General features: G+C 46.6%; 17 protein-coding genes. All 17 read right to left on the reverse strand.

What is annotated here, in order from left to right; all coding sequences use genetic code 11:
- Positions 1-102: 102 nt before the first annotated feature.
- A complete protein-coding gene (spoIIID, locus tag F0220_RS27360) occupies positions 103-390 on the reverse strand; it encodes a sporulation transcriptional regulator SpoIIID (RefSeq protein ID WP_024632710.1) in 288 nt (95 codons plus the stop codon).
- 171 nt (positions 391-561) lie between these two features.
- The gene (locus F0220_RS27365; RefSeq protein ID WP_105600130.1) at positions 562-1,299 is read right to left on the reverse strand and encodes a M23 family metallopeptidase; all 738 of its coding nucleotides are present in this window, start codon (positions 1,297-1,299) and stop codon (positions 562-564) included.
- Positions 1,300-1,777: 478 nt separating this feature from the next.
- Positions 1,778-3,118: a stage II sporulation protein D gene (gene spoIID / locus F0220_RS27370; protein ID WP_105600132.1), complete on the reverse strand. Its 1,341-nt coding sequence runs from the start codon at positions 3,116-3,118 to the stop codon at positions 1,778-1,780.
- A gap of 470 nt (positions 3,119-3,588) precedes the next feature.
- Positions 3,589-4,935 carry a UDP-N-acetylglucosamine 1-carboxyvinyltransferase gene (gene murA, locus F0220_RS27375; RefSeq protein ID WP_179198408.1) on the reverse strand — a complete coding sequence of 449 codons (1,347 nt, stop codon included), beginning with the start codon at positions 4,933-4,935 and terminating at the stop codon, positions 3,589-3,591.
- A gap of 522 nt (positions 4,936-5,457) precedes the next feature.
- Positions 5,458-5,715, reverse strand: coding sequence for a DUF1146 family protein (locus F0220_RS27380; protein ID WP_017691941.1), 258 nt, complete (start codon positions 5,713-5,715; stop codon positions 5,458-5,460).
- Positions 5,716-6,318: 603 nt separating this feature from the next.
- Complete coding sequence (locus F0220_RS27385) at positions 6,319-6,723, reverse strand: F0F1 ATP synthase subunit epsilon (RefSeq protein WP_036612555.1); 405 nt, start codon at positions 6,721-6,723, stop codon at positions 6,319-6,321.
- A gap of 62 nt (positions 6,724-6,785) precedes the next feature.
- Complete coding sequence (gene atpD, locus F0220_RS27390; protein WP_047840699.1) at positions 6,786-8,189, reverse strand: F0F1 ATP synthase subunit beta; 1,404 nt, start codon at positions 8,187-8,189, stop codon at positions 6,786-6,788.
- A 95-nt stretch (positions 8,190-8,284) separates the two neighbouring features.
- On the reverse strand, positions 8,285-9,157 hold the full coding sequence (gene atpG, locus F0220_RS27395; protein ID WP_036612560.1) for an ATP synthase F1 subunit gamma: 873 nt from the start codon (positions 9,155-9,157) through the stop codon (positions 8,285-8,287).
- Positions 9,158-9,286: 129 nt separating this feature from the next.
- The gene (atpA, locus tag F0220_RS27400; RefSeq protein WP_047840700.1) at positions 9,287-10,801 is read right to left on the reverse strand and encodes a F0F1 ATP synthase subunit alpha; all 1,515 of its coding nucleotides are present in this window, start codon (positions 10,799-10,801) and stop codon (positions 9,287-9,289) included.
- 16 nt (positions 10,802-10,817) lie between these two features.
- A complete protein-coding gene (locus tag F0220_RS27405) occupies positions 10,818-11,366 on the reverse strand; it encodes a F0F1 ATP synthase subunit delta (protein WP_036612565.1) in 549 nt (182 codons plus the stop codon).
- A complete protein-coding gene (gene atpF / locus F0220_RS27410) occupies positions 11,363-11,851 on the reverse strand; it encodes a F0F1 ATP synthase subunit B (protein ID WP_036612568.1) in 489 nt (162 codons plus the stop codon). The genes F0220_RS27405 and atpF overlap by 4 nt, the downstream gene beginning before the upstream one ends.
- A 113-nt stretch (positions 11,852-11,964) precedes the next feature.
- On the reverse strand, positions 11,965-12,189 hold the full coding sequence (gene atpE, locus F0220_RS27415) for a F0F1 ATP synthase subunit C (RefSeq protein ID WP_017691934.1): 225 nt from the start codon (positions 12,187-12,189) through the stop codon (positions 11,965-11,967).
- A gap of 77 nt (positions 12,190-12,266) precedes the next feature.
- Positions 12,267-13,085 carry a F0F1 ATP synthase subunit A gene (atpB, locus tag F0220_RS27420; RefSeq protein WP_091012950.1) on the reverse strand — a complete coding sequence of 273 codons (819 nt, stop codon included), beginning with the start codon at positions 13,083-13,085 and terminating at the stop codon, positions 12,267-12,269.
- Between the two features lie 45 nt (positions 13,086-13,130).
- Positions 13,131-13,508 carry an ATP synthase subunit I gene (locus F0220_RS27425; protein WP_105600133.1) on the reverse strand — a complete coding sequence of 126 codons (378 nt, stop codon included), beginning with the start codon at positions 13,506-13,508 and terminating at the stop codon, positions 13,131-13,133.
- The gene (locus F0220_RS27430; RefSeq protein WP_024632723.1) at positions 13,501-13,755 is read right to left on the reverse strand and encodes an AtpZ/AtpI family protein; all 255 of its coding nucleotides are present in this window, start codon (positions 13,753-13,755) and stop codon (positions 13,501-13,503) included. Before F0220_RS27430 ends, F0220_RS27425 begins: the two co-directional genes overlap by 8 nt.
- 185 nt (positions 13,756-13,940) lie before the next feature.
- Positions 13,941-15,098, reverse strand: a complete 1,158-nt coding sequence (gene wecB / locus F0220_RS27435; protein ID WP_105600135.1) for a non-hydrolyzing UDP-N-acetylglucosamine 2-epimerase — start codon at positions 15,096-15,098, stop codon at positions 13,941-13,943.
- Between the two features lie 50 nt (positions 15,099-15,148).
- Positions 15,149-15,778, reverse strand: coding sequence for a uracil phosphoribosyltransferase (upp, locus tag F0220_RS27440; RefSeq protein ID WP_017691929.1), 630 nt, complete (start codon positions 15,776-15,778; stop codon positions 15,149-15,151).
- Positions 15,779-16,060: the final 282 nt, after the last annotated feature.

Below are 16,060 nucleotides of genomic sequence, written 5' to 3' on the forward strand. Positions count from 1 at the left end.
GATGTCATAATTCGATCCTGTACCAGCATTTAACATATCATACTTCAGGGGAGGGATTCAATGCATGTGTGAGCTTTTTGGCCTACGTCTTTGTGAAGATGCTTACGATTTGGCGGAAGCCAACACCTCACGTTTCTTGCCACTCGTTTTTTTGTATTTAATTTTGGTCGCTTCACCGCCCCGCAAATGGCGGATGGACTTGTGATACTCCAAAATGTGTTTCACCTGGTCAGCAAGATCAGGGTTGATTTCCGGCAGACGCTCCGTCAGATCCTTATGCACAGTACTCTTTGACACGCCGAATTCTTTGGCTATGGTACGGACCGTATTCCTCGTCTCAACAATGCAGCGACCAATTTTGATGGTCCGTTCCTTGATGTAATCGTGCACGCTCCCGCCTCCCTACTGTGTGGATAGTTTGGTACATTATATGAGGAGCATGCCTATATATTCGCGGTTTAGAGGTGTGACAAGCTTCGAAGGTCCCATTATTTTCTGAAAAGCACAAAAAGAGCAGAGGTTCAACCCCTCTGCCCATCATGTTGCTGCGGTAAAATTCATTTATTTTTCCGGAAGATATCCTTGCGGGTTAACTGGCTGTCCGTCTTCGTACACTTCAAAGTGAAGGTGATTGCCAAGCGTTTTACCCAATTCATTGACGCCAGCGGATGCAATCGCATCTCCCTGTTTCACTTCGTCGTCCTGTTTCACTTTGACGTCTGCCAAGCTTTGGTATACCGTCTTCAGGTTATCGCTGTGTGTGATTTCCACAACTTGACCTGTGAGCGGATTTTGCTCAACCCGGGTAACTTTACCGGCGAGTGCTGCTTTGACTTCAAACGTTTTGTTATCCCCACGTGCCAGATCCACACCCGTGTTCGGGATGAATGTATCATTGTACTGCACCATTGCCGCTTCATGTTCCTCGGTTGAAGCTTCGCTATCATAGAAAGGTTTTACTACCGAAATTTCGGACGGTACCGCTACCGGCCACACAAAATTCTCCGACTTTGCAACAACTTCCACACTTTCTTCTCCACCTACTGCTGTTCCTTCTGTACCCGCCGATGCACCTGTTTCTACTACCCCGCTAGCAGGGTCCGAGTTCAGCGTTTTGTCGCCTGTGCCCTGATAGACCCACACTAAGGTTAGTATAATGCCTGCTGCTGCGATGTAGGCTGCCGGGAAGACCCAGCGTTTGGACATTGCTCTTTTCCATGAAGAGGGCTGACTAGCCGGTACTCCTTGAGTTGTTTTAGGAGTTTCTTCTTGGATTGATTTTTTGTTTTGTTCATTCATCTTAATCACCTCAGTAACAAGTGTTACCGGGTGCAACTCTTTTATACACGCGCGACTCTAATTATTTTCACGGAGGTTTCAGAGAGTGCTATATATATTGGAGATGAGTGTTAGTTCGTGCACCGCTTCGGGGCCAGAAACCCTTTCGACCGCTGGTTATTACTACCAGATTTCTTCTATCACCTTCTTCAAAGGTGAAATCCGGTAGTAAAGGCGGACGCTTTGCTTCTACAGGTCTTTTCTGCCCCCTGCGCTCTGCATACGCTAGCACTCTCCGCATATATAGCCAAGTCTTAAAAACTCCAGAAAGGGCGGTTGGTAAAAAGTGCGAATTGGCTTAATGACCAATCCTTCTCAGAAGTGAGTTTACTAGCAGAAAGCGAAATGATATAGGATGTGACTGGATACCGGCCGACTAAGGCTTTCCTGACGTCCTCATGCGTCAAAGCATTTATCTATCCATCGGTGTTCATCTCTCCTACTTCGATGCCAGCATCTTGGATGCCTGTCCGAATGAGATGCCTGTATAGTAGTGTTTGAGAATCTGGGTGGCCGTGTGTCCCTCCTGCGCCATGCCGTTTGCTCCCCATTGGCTCATGCCAACCCCATGCCCGTATCCATACGTTGTAATCTGGATTTCGTCACCTGTGGTCTTCCAACTGAACTGGCTGGATCTTAATCCGAGCAGTTTGCGAACTTCGGGTCCGCTGAATGTTTCACCTGCAATCTGCATTTCCTTAATCCGATGTCCTTTGGTTGTAGACAATACTTCCATCCACGATCCACCCTTCTGGGCGGTAACCGGAATGGCATCCAGATTCAACTTCTGTAGAATTTCGTTACGCTTCATAGTGACAGTCTGCTTGAATCCTGGTGCCAGGTTTTTGTCCCACGGACTGTCTACACTTTGCAGATACGGCACAGCGTTCCCCCATACATCCTCGGCATTCTCGGTATACCCATTACTTGTGGAAAAAAAGGATGCGGTGATCGCCTTACCCTGATATGTCATCACCGTATCTCGACTTTCGCGGACAGCCTGTTGCAGCTTCTCCCATTCCTTCGCCTTCCCTAGACGCGTCCAATCCGCTTTCACCTGATCTGGCGGAATAAACACCTGATGGCTGACCGTATCCGTCACATCCGCCGCACCCGATGGAACACCGCTTGTATCCCTCGCTGCTAACCTACGCACGATAAATGTACGAGCAGCGATTGCCTGCGCCTTTAACGCCTCCAGTCTGAATTCCGCCGGCATCTCAGCTGCCACAACCCCCGTAACATAGTCTTCCAATGGCAGATTCATCGTTGTGCCCGTTGCAGACAGGTATACGCGCACTTTAGGTTCAGGGTAGGTAACAGGAACTGCTGGCGCAGGAGCCGGGGTTCTTGTACTGCTTGAATCTGTTGGAGCAGGGATCGGTTTTGGTGATTCACTTGTCCGCGGCCATACCAGCATTACCGGAATCAGCAACGCCATTGCCAATAAGGCAGATACAGCGGCAGCGGGTTGCCATCGCTTCGTATTGCGTCCCCATCGGGGTTTTCGTCCAAATGTCCGCATTCGGCGACGCTTCACACGTCGGAACTGGTCCAGCTCAATAACGGGTATATGAATATGCTCGGTTGTCTTTCGGTTCAGTTCATCTGCCGACACCCGTCCTGGGTTTGATGATTTTGCAGACTGTGATGGAACAGTCCTCTGGTTCGATGGGGCAGGCTTGTCTTTTTCCACTCCAGAAACGGTATTCCCCTCCGGCTCTTGCATACCTGGACGAGGGACAAGGGGTACCTTTACCTGTACACGAGCTTCTTTCATTCGAATATAACCCTCCATTATCTATGGCCGGTCATGTGCCGGTCGTGTTGTTCAAATCCATAGTTTAGGTTATGAGCTGACTTGATCTGATAGAACCTGATTTGAGAGAAACGAGGCCCTTTTCGTTCTGTTCAATTTCCTGTTTTCTTTTGCTATGTACATCTTAGAAACGTTGATCTGTGGCTGAATACCGGTGTTTAATTGGAACCGACACCCTATATAAATTACACTCTTTCATTTGGTTCGGAATCGATACAGAATACGATGTTATGCTATACAAGGTTAGGACCAGCTATTAATAGAATCAGGTATCAAATATCTCGTTGTCTTCTTAAAAGTAAACACAAAAAAAGCCAAGCCAGATGGCTTAGCTTTATCATTTTTTACAATATACGTCCCTTCACATTCATAATCCACACAACTGTGTGACTCATCATAGGGGGATCATATTTTTTCTAATCAATCCAGTGTTAAGCCAAAGTTGGTTGCACCTTAAACATTGGTACTTCTTTCTCCACTTTTTCACTAGGTGCTTTGGTTGCTTCCAGCTTAGGCTCATCAACCGAGATCCGATAGATGTCAGCGCCAAGTCCATTAAGCTTCTCAGCGAGATGTACATAACCACGGTCTATGTGATGAGTACCGCCCACTTCCGTTGTACCTTCAGCAACAAGACCTGCAATAATGAGTGCGGCACCCGCACGCAAATCGGTAGCCGTTACTTTGGCACCCTTCAGTTTGGCATTACCTGTGATGATGGACGAACGTCCTTCAACTTTGATCTCCGCATTCATCAATTGGAATTCATCCACATGCATGAATCGGTTTTCAAAAACAGTCTCTGTCACCACACTTGTTCCTTCAGATGCAAGCAAGAGTGCCATCATCTGGGATTGCATATCTGTCGGGAATCCTGGGTAAGGTAGTGTTTTCACATCCACAGCCTTAAGAGGACGGTCTGCGATTACACGCACGCCATTCTCATCCGGTTGGATTGTTACACCCATCTCTTCAAGCTTCGCAATAACGGAGCCTAAATGATCAGAGATTGCACCTTCGATATACACGTCACCACCAGAAATTGCAGCAGCAGCCATATACGTACCAGCTTCCACGCGATCCGGAATAACGGTGTGTGTAACACCTGTCAGTTTCTCCACACCTTCAATGCGGATCACCCCAGTACCAGCACCACGTACGATGGCACCCATTCCATTCAGGAAGTTGGCAAGATCCACAATCTCAGGTTCTTTTGCCGCGTTCTCCAGAACAGTTACACCTTCAGCCAATGTTGCAGCCATCATAATATTTTGAGTGGCACCTACGGAAGCCACATCCAGATAAATTTTCGCGCCACGCAACCGTCCTTGGCTACGAGCTTCGATATAACCTTGGCCCAAGCTGATCTCTGCGCCCATGGCTTCAAAACCTTTCAAATGCTGATCAATAGGCCGTGTACCGATGGCACATCCACCAGGAAGTGAGATTCTTGTATGACCCATTCGAGTCAACAAAGGTCCCATGACCAAGAAAGACGCCCGCATTTTACTCACCCATTCATACGGGGCTTCACAGGAAGTAAGTTTCTCCGCATTTACGGTAATCACTTCGTCCCGGTATGTAACTCCCGCTCCCAGCGATTCCAACACCTTGTTAATCGTCATCACATCGTCTAGAGGAGGCGCGTCAATAATAACGCTTTGTCCTTCTTCCCCTAAGAGAGAGGCAGCGATGATCGGAAGAACAGAATTTTTAGCGCCGCTAACTTTGACACTTCCGGTCAACCTTTTGCCACCGCGGACGATAAATTTGCTCATCATGGTTCCCTCCGCGCTTTTATTCCCTTTTCTTCATTCCGGAATACGTAAGCCCCACTGTGTGTAGAAAGGACTGTTGCTGTGTGTGGAATTTCGACATATTCTGGCATATTGCCACAGATGTCTGTTCAGAAAAGAATTGGTTTTTATAATCAATATCAATGATACCATGTGCCGTGCATCTTGCTATTCAGCATGTAAAATTAGTGTCTTACAAGCCAGCAGAGCATCAGAACAGACAGAGTGGGATGGTTATTAGCCGGCATGAACCGGATATCCCGTTTATAACTACAAAATAAGTGAACAATTGTGAATTCCCTAACTTCCATCATAACATTGTTGAATTGTACGATACAAGCATTTTTACATAAAACATCTCAAATTCATCCAATTTTACGTCACATTTTTTTCTTAATTTCTTTACCGACAACTCATACTCTAATTGTTAACACAATTAATCGATGTTATTCGACAATGAACAGCTTGAAGAACCTAACAGATGATTAACCAACCATCTCAACATTAAAACAAATTACGCAACATTTGAGTCCAGGACAAGTAGTCAATGACAAAGCCAGCAACGGCATGCCCCAAAATGATGGCGAGCAACAAATGCAACAATCTTCCCTGAGCACCCCGTGGTTGCCTGATGATTAAATCCAGTTTGAGATTTGTCAAAGCCCACCAAGACAACGCAATACATAACAGGGAGACGATAATTGAGACCAAGCCATTGGTGCTTAGCGCCTGGTTCACCTGATTCGTCAGATCAGTATCCATATATTCATTACCTCCACATTTGTTGCAGCGATCAGCATATCATATGCCCAACACCCATAACTTGTTAGCATAGAATGTATTGAGGATAACATGCTGAGCGTACTGTCAGATTTACTCCTGCCAGGCAGGAATCTCCTGATGCCCAATCACCGAGCAGCAACAATGCGGCTGTGCATGACTATGGAATCTACTACGCAGCTTCCTGCTTCTGCTGACTCTATGGAATATAGGCTCTTTCATCATACATTGTCAATTACATTGATTTCCACTTCTAAAATATTTTAATTTTAAAATGCCGGGATTTTGTGACTAAAACGACATAAAAGAGCGCTATTTCGATATCGATTCTGTCATTTCCTCGGAAATAATTTAAATTTACTCATGAAAAAAATGGTTCTCTTAGTGGTAAATGCGCCCACTACTTTAGTCCTACATTCTATTCAAATCCTCATAATCGGTGAATATTTTGCTTAAAATACTTCTTATTACTGGAGGGATAAGATGGATTTGTGGTCAGCCATTTTGATATATTCGATAAAACAATTCTATCAAACAAACTCAAAAAAGCCCGGCAGACTAAGCCGCCAGGCTTCAAAGAATCGTTTATTTGCCGAACACATTAATCCGGTTAACCGCTTTTTGCAGCGCAATCTCTGCACGACGGTGATCAAAGTGGTCCTGATTGCTTTGGCTTGCAAGCCGACGTTCTGCCCGCTCTTTCGCCGCACGCGCACGATCCACATCAATGCTTTCCGGGAATTCAGCACTCTCTGCGAGTACAACAACCTTATCTTTACGTACTTCGATAAACCCGCCACCGATAGCAACTCGTTTATTTTCTTTTCCGTTATGGATATAGATCGGTGCAATCTGCAAAGGTGTAACCATAGGAATATGACCTGGCAGAATGCCCAGTTCCCCTTCAATACCACGAGCCGTAATGCTATTCACCTGTTCTGAATAGACCAAACGCTCAGGTGTTACGATTTCCAACAAAAAGGTGCTCAATTCCATCCCTCCTGAAATATCCGAAGGATAGCCCGCTTCATAAGGACAATCCTGGATTCAGACTAAACCAGTGTTTTGGCTTTCTCCACTGCCTCTTCAATTGTACCAACAAAGAGGAAAGCTGCTTCCGGAAGATCATCATACTTACCTTCGAGAATCTCTTTAAAGCTGCGCACCGTTTCTTTAACTGGAACGTATTTACCCGGAATACCGTTAAATGCTTCAGCAACGTGGAAAGGCTGGGACAAGAAACGTTGGATTTTACGAGCACGGTATACAAGCGCTCTGTCTTCTTCACTCAACTCGTCCATACCCAGGATTGCAATGATATCTTGCAATTCATTGTAACGTGCCAAGATACGTTTAACGCCTTGAGCTACGCTGTAGTGTTCTTCACCTACAACTTCAGGGGACAAGATCCGGGAGCTGGAAGCCAGTGGATCTACCGCAGGGTAGATACCCATCTCGGAAATTTTACGCTCCAGGTTCGTCGTTGCATCCAAGTGGGCAAACGTCGTTGCAGGAGCCGGGTCAGTGTAGTCATCCGCAGGCACGTAGATAGCCTGGATGGATGTTACAGAACCTTTTTTCGTTGATGTGATACGTTCTTGCAGTTGACCCATTTCTGTTGCCAGTGTAGGTTGGTAACCTACCGCGGAAGGCATACGTCCAAGCAAGGCAGATACTTCTGAACCCGCTTGGGTGAAACGGAAGATATTATCGATAAAGAGCAACACGTCACGGCCTTCTTCATCACGGAAGTATTCCGCCATCGTCAGACCTGTGAGGGCTACACGAAGACGTGCGCCTGGAGGCTCGTTCATTTGTCCGAAGACCATTGCTGTTTTGTTGATAACGCCAGAATCACTCATCTCGTGATACAAGTCATTACCTTCACGTGTACGCTCACCAACACCCGCGAATACGGAGATACCCCCGTGCTCTTGTGCGATGTTGTTGATCAATTCCTGAATGGTTACCGTCTTACCTACACCGGCACCACCGAAGAGACCGATTTTACCACCTTTAGCGTAAGGAGCAAGCAAGTCGATAACTTTGATTCCTGTCTCCAGCATCTCTGCTTGGGTAGTCAGTTCATCAAATGCAGGTGCTGAACGGTGAATCGGGTTCTTGTGCTCAGCAGCTACGGCACCGCCAGTATCAATTGCTTCGCCGAGTACGTTAAATACACGACCCAGTGTTGCTTCTCCAACGGGTACAGAGATTGGTGCTCCTGTATCTAAAGCTTCCATACCACGAACAAGTCCATCCGTGGAGGACATCGCAATACAACGTACTCGGTTGTCACCCAGATGTTTCGAAGCTTCGAGTGTAAGGTTTACACTAACGCCGCTCTCACTTACTGTAGTGATCGTAATGGCATTGAGGATTTCCGGCAGACCGCCGCGATCAAACTCGACGTCAACAACCGGACCCATGATGCTCACAACGCGTCCTTTGTTCATCTTAACGTTCCCCTCCTACAAGCCTGCTACTTTTGCAAAAATAATGTACCGTTCGTTTATCTTTGCTCTGCAAGCCTTCATTAATAAAAAAACGGTTAGCCTTGTGCTGCGTTGGCACCTGCCACAATTTCCGTAATCTCCTGCGTAATCGCCGCTTGACGGGCACGGTTGTATGTCAATGACAAGTCGTTAATGAGTTTGGATGCATTTTTGGTTGCATTACCCATTGCCGTCATTTTCGCGCCGAGCTCACTTGCCTTACCGTTCAGAAGTGCACCATAGATCAGCGTTTCCGCGTAACGCGGAAGCAGAACCTCCAGTACAGCCTCAGCAGACGGCTCGTATTCGTAGCTTGCCGTTGGTCCTTCCGCAGCAGTTACCTCAGGTGTTTCCATCGGAAGAAGTTTCTCTACCGTAGGAATCTGGGTCAACGCATTCACAAAGCGGTTATAACAAATGTACAATTCATCAAATTCAGCCAGTTCAAACCCATGAACAGCTTCGTGTGCGATGGATTTGATGTCTGCAAATGAAGGCGAATCCGACAGATCCGTTGTTGTGGATGCCATCGCAATTTCACGACGTCTGAAGTAATCGCGTCCTTTACGTCCAATGACGAACAATTCGTAATCATCCTGAGAGTTGTGGCGTTCTTTGAGCGTCTGATTAACTTGACGCAAAACGTTCGCATTGTATCCACCTGCAAGACCACGGTCCGATGTAATGATCAGGTAAGCTGTCTTTTTGACCGGACGGCTCTCCAGCATCGGATGCTGTATACCTTGCGTGCTTGATGCAATACTAGCTACAACTTCTTTCAGTTTCTCCGAATAAGGACGGGCTGCTTCCGCTTTTTCCTGCGCTTTACGCAGTTTTGCAGCAGCTACCATCTCCATTGCTTTGGTGATCTGCTTGGTGCTTTGTACGCTTTTAATTTGCCGCTTAATTTCGCGCATGCCTTTTGCCATGATTTCACCACCTTAAAGTTTTGACAAAGTCAAAACTACATCGTAAGCATCATCTTTTTTGACAGAGTCAAAGTATTACATGCAGACATGCGGAATCAGTTAGACAACTCCGCACCTGCAATCATTTATTTAGACAGAGACAGCAAAGCTCTTTCTGAACTTCTCAATTGCACCTTTCAGTGCATTTTCGTTGTCTGCAGTCAATTCTTTAGTATCACGGATGGATGCAAGAATCTCCGGATGGCTGCTCTCCATGAACGCGAGGAACTCACGCTCGAAACGAGTAACATCACCTGTTGGAATCTCATCCAGGAATCCTTTAACCGCAGTGTACAAGCTGACAACCTGTTGTTCAACAGGCAGAGGCTGGTTAACACCTTGCTTCAGGATTTCCATCATACGCGCACCACGATTCAGGCGGGCCTGAGTCGCTTTATCCAGATCGGAACCGAACTGGGAGAACGCTTGAAGCTCACGATATTGAGCGAGGTCGAGACGCAGTGAACCTGCAACCTTTTTCATCGCTTTGATCTGAGCAGAACCACCGACACGGGATACGGAAATACCTACGTTGATCGCCGGGCGTTGTCCAGCATTGAACAAGTCAGCTTCCAGGAAGATTTGTCCGTCCGTGATGGAGATTACGTTCGTTGGGATGTATGCAGATACGTCGGAAGCTTGTGTTTCAATAAACGGCAGTGCGGTTAAAGAACCACCACCAAGTTCATCATTCAGCTTCGCAGCACGCTCCAGCAAACGGGAGTGCAGGTAGAAGACGTCACCCGGATAAGCCTCACGGCCCGGTGGACGACGAAGCAACAAGGAAAGCTCACGATATGCAGAGGCTTGTTTGGTCAAGTCATCATAGATAACCAGAACGTGCTCGCCTTTGTACATGAAGTACTCACCCATCGAACAACCGGAATACGGTGCGATGTACAAGAGTGGTGATGGATCGGAAGCTGCTGCAGTTACAACGATTGTGTACTCCATTGCGCCTTTACGACGAAGAGTTTCCACAACTTGAGCAACCGTAGACTGCTTCTGACCAATAGCCACATAGATACACTTCATGCCGCTACCTTTTTGGTTCAGGATCGCATCAATCGCGATGGATGTTTTACCTGTTTGACGGTCACCGATGATCAACTCACGTTGTCCACGACCGATTGGAACCATTGCATCAATGGCTTTGATCCCTGTTTGCATCGGCTCATGAACCGATTTACGATCCATTACGCCTGGTGCTTTACCTTCAACCGGACGGAATTCCGTTGTAGCGATTGGCCCTTTGCCATCTACAGGAATACCGAGCGGGTTCACAACGCGTCCAATCAATGCTTCGCCTACAGGCACTTGCATGATTTGACCCGTACGTTTCACTTGGTCACCTTCACGAATATCGTAGTAAGGTCCCAGGATAACGACACCGACATTGCTTTCTTCGACGTTCATGGCGAGTCCCATAACACCGCTTGGGAATTCAACCAACTCGTTGGACATGACGTTCTCAAGTCCGTAAACACGAGCGATACCATCACCAACCTCGATTACCGTTCCGACTTCGACTACATCGATATCGGTCTTGTATTGTTCGATTTGGCTCTTAATTAATGTACTGATTTCTTCTGGTTTGATACTCAAGTGTCCTCACCCCAATCTACTGTACTCGTCTGTTAAAAGACTGCTCAAGACGTTCGAGCTTGCCAGCCAAGCTGCCGTCATAGATCGTATCGCCAATGGCGACTTTCAATCCGCCCAGCAGAGTCGGATCAACAATGTTCTCGATACGAATCTTTTTATTCACACGGCCACCGAATTCACGGGCTACCGCTTCTTTTTCTTCATCATTCAATGCATAAGTCGAGTAGACACGTGCATCAGCGATGCCCAGCGACTCACCTTGGATCTTCCGATAATCATTCAGCAAGTCTCCCAGCAATTCAACGCGTCCGCGCTCAATCAACAACAAGACTGTACGAAGGACTGAATCGGATACCTTGCCATCAAGACTTGAGTGAATTACGTTCTGCTTGGCTTCATCAGAAATATTAGGGGATACGATAAATTTCTCGATATCTGCATCTCCGGTCAATGCACTGACTACTGCAACCAGTTCCTGTTCAACCTCAAGCACCTGCTGTTGCTGAAGTGCAACTTCGAACAATGCTTTCGCATAACGTTTGGCAACAATCGTATCGCGGCTCATTGTCGGCCTCCTACCTCATTGAGGTATTGGTTCACAAGCTCTTCTTGTGCAGGACCGTTCTCAACTTCTTTTTTGATCAACTTGGATGCAATCTGAACGGAAGCTGTACCCAGTTCGCTGCGAAGTGCTGCGACTGCTTTGTTCTTCTCGCTCTCGATTTCGCGTACTGCGTCGTCTTTCAGACGATTAGCTTCAGCTTTTGCATCAGCCAAAATCGATTCAGCTTGTTTGCCACCTGTTTGTTTGGACTGTTCAATGATGTCGTAAGCATCTTGACGTGCTTGCTCAAGAGCTTGTTTTTGTTCCTCCACATAGGCAATGGCCTGTTCCCGAGTCTGTGCAGCCTCATTCATCTGCGTCATCACGAGTTCACGACGTTTTTCCATAATGGAGAACAAAGGCCCGAAGGCATAACGGCTAAGCAGCCAATATAAAATTGCAAATGCTACAATCGCAAGAAGCGTATTTTCCCATATGAAACTCAATCTGTTCACTCCTTCCTGGAGGTATCCTTGAAACGTCATCCGTTAGAACGGACATCACCTAAAAAGAAGGCGCGGATGGCTATGGCCTTCCCCGCCAAACCTTTAAAATTTAATTAAGCCATACCGTAGAACATGAACGCGAGTACCACACCGATGATCGGCAATACCTCGATCAAACCTACACCGATAAACATTGTTGTTTGAAGAGTGGATTTTGCTTCCGGTTGACGGGCAATACCTTCCACCGTTTTGCTGATTACCATACCGTTACCAATACCTGCGCCAAACGCGCCCAGTCCTGCAACAATTGCTGCTGCGATTAATGCCATTGCTCCCATTTGTATATCCTCCTTAAAATGATAAATCGAATTTTTTATTGTTCAGCCTGTGAAGTAACCTTCGTAGGGCTTGAAACTTAATGCTCATCGTGCGTCTCGATGCTCTGTGAAATGTACACCATCATCAAGATAACAAATACAAATGCCTGGATCGCACCGATAAAGATACTAAAACCTTGCCACACCATGAGCAGCGGAATCGCTGCAATAGCACCAAACACTTTGAATGTGGTCAGTTTCAGGATCGTTGCGATCAGTACCTCACCTGCGAAGATATTCGCGAATAGACGCATACCATGTGTCAATAGCTTGGATGCCGTCTCAATCAAGTTGATTGGCAAGAACAAGGCGAATGGCTTAAGGTAATGCTGGAGATATCCTTTAGTATTACGGAACAATCCGAGTCCATGAGATACAAGGAACGCTACGAGAGCGAGTCCCATTGTTACAGACAGATCGGCTGTCGGTGATTTCCACCAAGCCAGTTCAACGTGAGGGTGAGCTTCCGGGTCCTTGGCATGCGCTTTATCAAATGCCTCCACCGCTGTAACTATCGGCTGACCGAATACCTGAGCCTGATTAACATCAGTTACTTCAGATACAGCCACGAGCGGAAGACCTAGCATATTCCCTACAAAAATGAACATAATCATGGAAAGAGCGAGAGAGATAAAATGTTTACCTTTCTTCATATCCATTGTACTGGAAATCAGATTGCGGACGAATTCTACTGCCCACTCCATAAAATTTTGCAGCTTGCCGGGGTTCTCAACGGATAATCTTCTTGTCGCTACTACAGCAAAAATAAAAACAATTGCACCTGTAACTACCAGCATCAACAGAACCGATAGATCGAGTCGAAATCCGCCAAGCATAATAATTGGAGCTTCATGCATATTTTTCTCACCCCTTTCTCGACTTGAAAGCTGCAGCACCTAACATCATTCTGCTCTGCGGGAATGGACAATCCCTATAATCAGTAAGGAATATTGTGCAATGACGAGACCGCCTGCAACCGCATATGTATTGAAGTACTGCGGAAAGCGCATCGATATGAATATACCGAGCACAGCGAGTGCCGCCCTTGTCAAAAATCCCAGGTTGACACGCTTCAAGTTACCTTCTGCCGCATCATCAGACATTTTCCTTACTTTGTAGCCCAAGTAAAATGCATTGATCCAGCTAATTCCTGTACCCAGGGCCAGTCCCAAAGCAATTGTCTCCACACGTGGCATAAAGGCCGCTGCGAGAAAACAAATCATAAGAAAGTACATGATGAAAACAGTCAACGATCTGCGGTATCTGGTTAGTTCACTCATCACTTTCCCCCATGAATTTTTTCGCGATAAAGTAGATGCTTACACCGCCTGCCGCAAGAAAAAAGAGAACGCTTACGGCGATCCATATTCCGTTACCTCCAATGGTCTTGTCCAACCAGGAGCCAGCGTAATATCCGGCAACAGCGAGAATGGCAATCTCGATCCCAAAAGCTGTCACGAGCCCCATCGCTTTCCATACATTATCGTCATGGTTACGGGATGAATTTGGTTTGTTCGAATCGGCCATTTTCCACGCCACCCTTGCAATCCCAGTTAATTTTACTGAATGATGAGAGCCTTTGTCAATTGAATGATTTTAGCGTTTTAAAGGGGGAAACGACGGGAATACAGACCCTCAAAGCCCATAAACCCGCGTAAACCGTACAGTTTAACTGTATGCTTGCCCTTTATAAATCCGTCAGAAAAAATGTATTATTTTTTGAATTTTCTGTGAAATGATTCCGGACGCTCACTATTTACACCAAAATGGTGCAAAATCGCATTGACAATTCTTTCCGAAGCATGTCCATCACCGTATGGATTGGCAGCCTGGCTCATGCTTGCATACAGGGTTTTGTCTGTAAGCAGAGCTTTGGTCCGTTCATACACACGTTCCTCTTCGGTACCTACCAATTCCAGCGTTCCGGCTTCAATACCTTCCGGGCGTTCTGTTGTATCGCGCAATACGAGCACAGGCACACCAAACGAAGGAGCTTCTTCCTGCAAACCGCCTGAATCGGTCAAAATCAAGTGAGTGTGCGGGTAAAAGTTATGCAAATCCACCACGTCTAGCGGATCAATTAATTGAATACGGGGATGATTCCCCAAAATCGCGTGAGCCGGCTCCTTCACAGCAGGACTTGGATGCACCGGGTACACGATGGCAATATCTTCGAATTCGTCGGCAATCCGTTTGACGGCCTGGAAAATGTTGCGGTGAGGCTCGCCCTGAGATTCACGGCGATGAGCTGTCATCAGCACAAGGCGTTTGCCTTGGGCCCAATCAAGTACCGGGTGTGTGTAGTCCTCCCGTACAGTATATTGAAACACATCTGTTACCGTGTTGCCTGTGACGTACGTACTAGACTTCGATTTATTTTCTTTGGCAAGATTGGAAGAAGACCAATCCGTAGGCGCAAAGTGTAGATCAGCCAGTACTCCCGTCAGCTGACGGTTCATCTCTTCCGGATATGGAGACAGCTTGTTCCACGTCCGCAGCCCCGCTTCCACATGTCCTACCTGAATCTGTTGCAAGAATGCTGCGTAGCTCGCTACAAAGGTAGTTAATGTATCCCCGTGAACGAGTACAATATCCGGCTTAGCTTCGGCTAACACCGGCTCCAGACCGCCAAGCACACGAATTGTGATTTCATTCAATGTCTGACGGTCCTTCATTACATCCAGATCATAATCGGGATGAATGTCGAAAACTTCAAGTACCTGATCCAACATCTGGCGATGCTGCGCAGTTACGCAAACAATAGATTCAATAGACTCAGGGTGTTTCTGCAATTCCAAAATAAGCGGAGCCATCTTGATGGCTTCCGGACGCACCCCGAAGATCGTCATGACTTTAATTTTGTTGGACATTCGAGCAAAGCCCCTTTTCTATAAGTTCCGATTACAAGCATGAGATATGCTTATTTAGTGCCGTATAGACGGTCTCCTGCATCTCCAAGCCCTGGAACGATATAACCATGATCATCCAGACGGTCGTCCAATGCTGCTACATAGATGTCCACATCGGGATGTGCATCTTGCACAGCTTTTACGCCTTCCGGTGCTGCAACCAGGTTCATCATTTTGATTTGGGTACAGCCACGTTTTTTGAGCACATCAATAGCTGCAATCGCCGAACCGCCCGTTGCCAGCATCGGATCAATTACGATCAATTGACGCTCTGTCACGTCTGTAGGCAGTTTGGTGTAGTATTCTACCGGTTGCAGTGTTTCCGGATCACGGAACAGACCAACATGTCCAACTTTTGCCGCTGGCAACAATTTCACAACGCCATCCAGCATTCCGAGTCCTGCGCGCAGAATTGGCACGAGTCCGAGCATACGTCCAGAGATGACTTTACCTTGTGTTGCAGCTACAGGTGTCTGTACATCAATCGTCTCCAGTTCAACATCTCTTGTAATCTCATAAGCCATCAACGTTGCTACTTCATCCACCAATTCACGAAAATCTTTCGTATTCGTACGCATGTCGCGTATAAACGTCAGTTTGTGTTGAATCAAAGGGTGATCACATATTACTAATTTTCCCATCTAATTTGTCCCTCCGGTAAGTTCTTCATGTTCAGCATTTCCAAATATACCTAGCCACCATTCATGGGCTCGATAAATCCTGTATATTATATCATCACCAACAACGAATTACACCATCAAAGGGCACCCAATCATTACAGATTACCGAATCCTATAAAAAACAGGACCGGAAAATGATCCATCCGGTCCTGTTTTGCTCTTGCTGTTATGTCGTTGAGAAAATGAAAATGATGAATACAATGGCACTCCGCCTACAGAATGATCCTTCGATCGCTGTTATCC

It is taken from the genome of Paenibacillus sp. 37 (assembly GCF_008386395.1).
Taxonomy (GTDB): Bacteria; Bacillota; Bacilli; order Paenibacillales; family Paenibacillaceae; genus Paenibacillus; species Paenibacillus amylolyticus_B.

Excerpts from the sequence above, each read along its gene's own strand:
- spoIID (WP_105600132.1), bottom strand. The coding sequence starts at position 3,118 with ATGAAAGAAGCTCGTGTACAGGTAAAGGTACCCCTTGTCCCTCGTCCA.
- murA (WP_179198408.1), bottom strand. The coding sequence starts at position 4,935 with ATGAGCAAATTTATCGTCCGCGGTGGCAAAAGGTTGACCGGAAGTGTC.
- F0220_RS27405 (WP_036612565.1), bottom strand. The coding sequence starts at position 11,366 with ATGAGCCGCGATACGATTGTTGCCAAACGTTATGCGAAAGCATTGTTC.
- atpD (WP_047840699.1), bottom strand. The coding sequence starts at position 8,189 with ATGAACAAAGGACGCGTTGTGAGCATCATGGGTCCGGTTGTTGACGTC.
- atpE (WP_017691934.1), bottom strand. The coding sequence starts at position 12,189 with ATGGGAGCAATGGCATTAATCGCAGCAGCAATTGTTGCAGGACTGGGC.
- wecB (WP_105600135.1), bottom strand. The coding sequence starts at position 15,098 with ATGTCCAACAAAATTAAAGTCATGACGATCTTCGGGGTGCGTCCGGAA.
- F0220_RS27380 (WP_017691941.1), bottom strand. The coding sequence starts at position 5,715 with ATGGATACTGATCTGACGAATCAGGTGAACCAGGCGCTAAGCACCAAT.
- atpB (WP_091012950.1), bottom strand. The coding sequence starts at position 13,085 with ATGCATGAAGCTCCAATTATTATGCTTGGCGGATTTCGACTCGATCTA.
- atpG (WP_036612560.1), bottom strand. The coding sequence starts at position 9,157 with ATGGCAAAAGGCATGCGCGAAATTAAGCGGCAAATTAAAAGCGTACAA.
- upp (WP_017691929.1), bottom strand. The coding sequence starts at position 15,778 with ATGGGAAAATTAGTAATATGTGATCACCCTTTGATTCAACACAAACTG.
- F0220_RS27430 (WP_024632723.1), bottom strand. The coding sequence starts at position 13,755 with ATGGCCGATTCGAACAAACCAAATTCATCCCGTAACCATGACGATAAT.
- F0220_RS27365 (WP_105600130.1), bottom strand. The coding sequence starts at position 1,299 with ATGAATGAACAAAACAAAAAATCAATCCAAGAAGAAACTCCTAAAACA.
- F0220_RS27425 (WP_105600133.1), bottom strand. The coding sequence starts at position 13,508 with ATGAGTGAACTAACCAGATACCGCAGATCGTTGACTGTTTTCATCATG.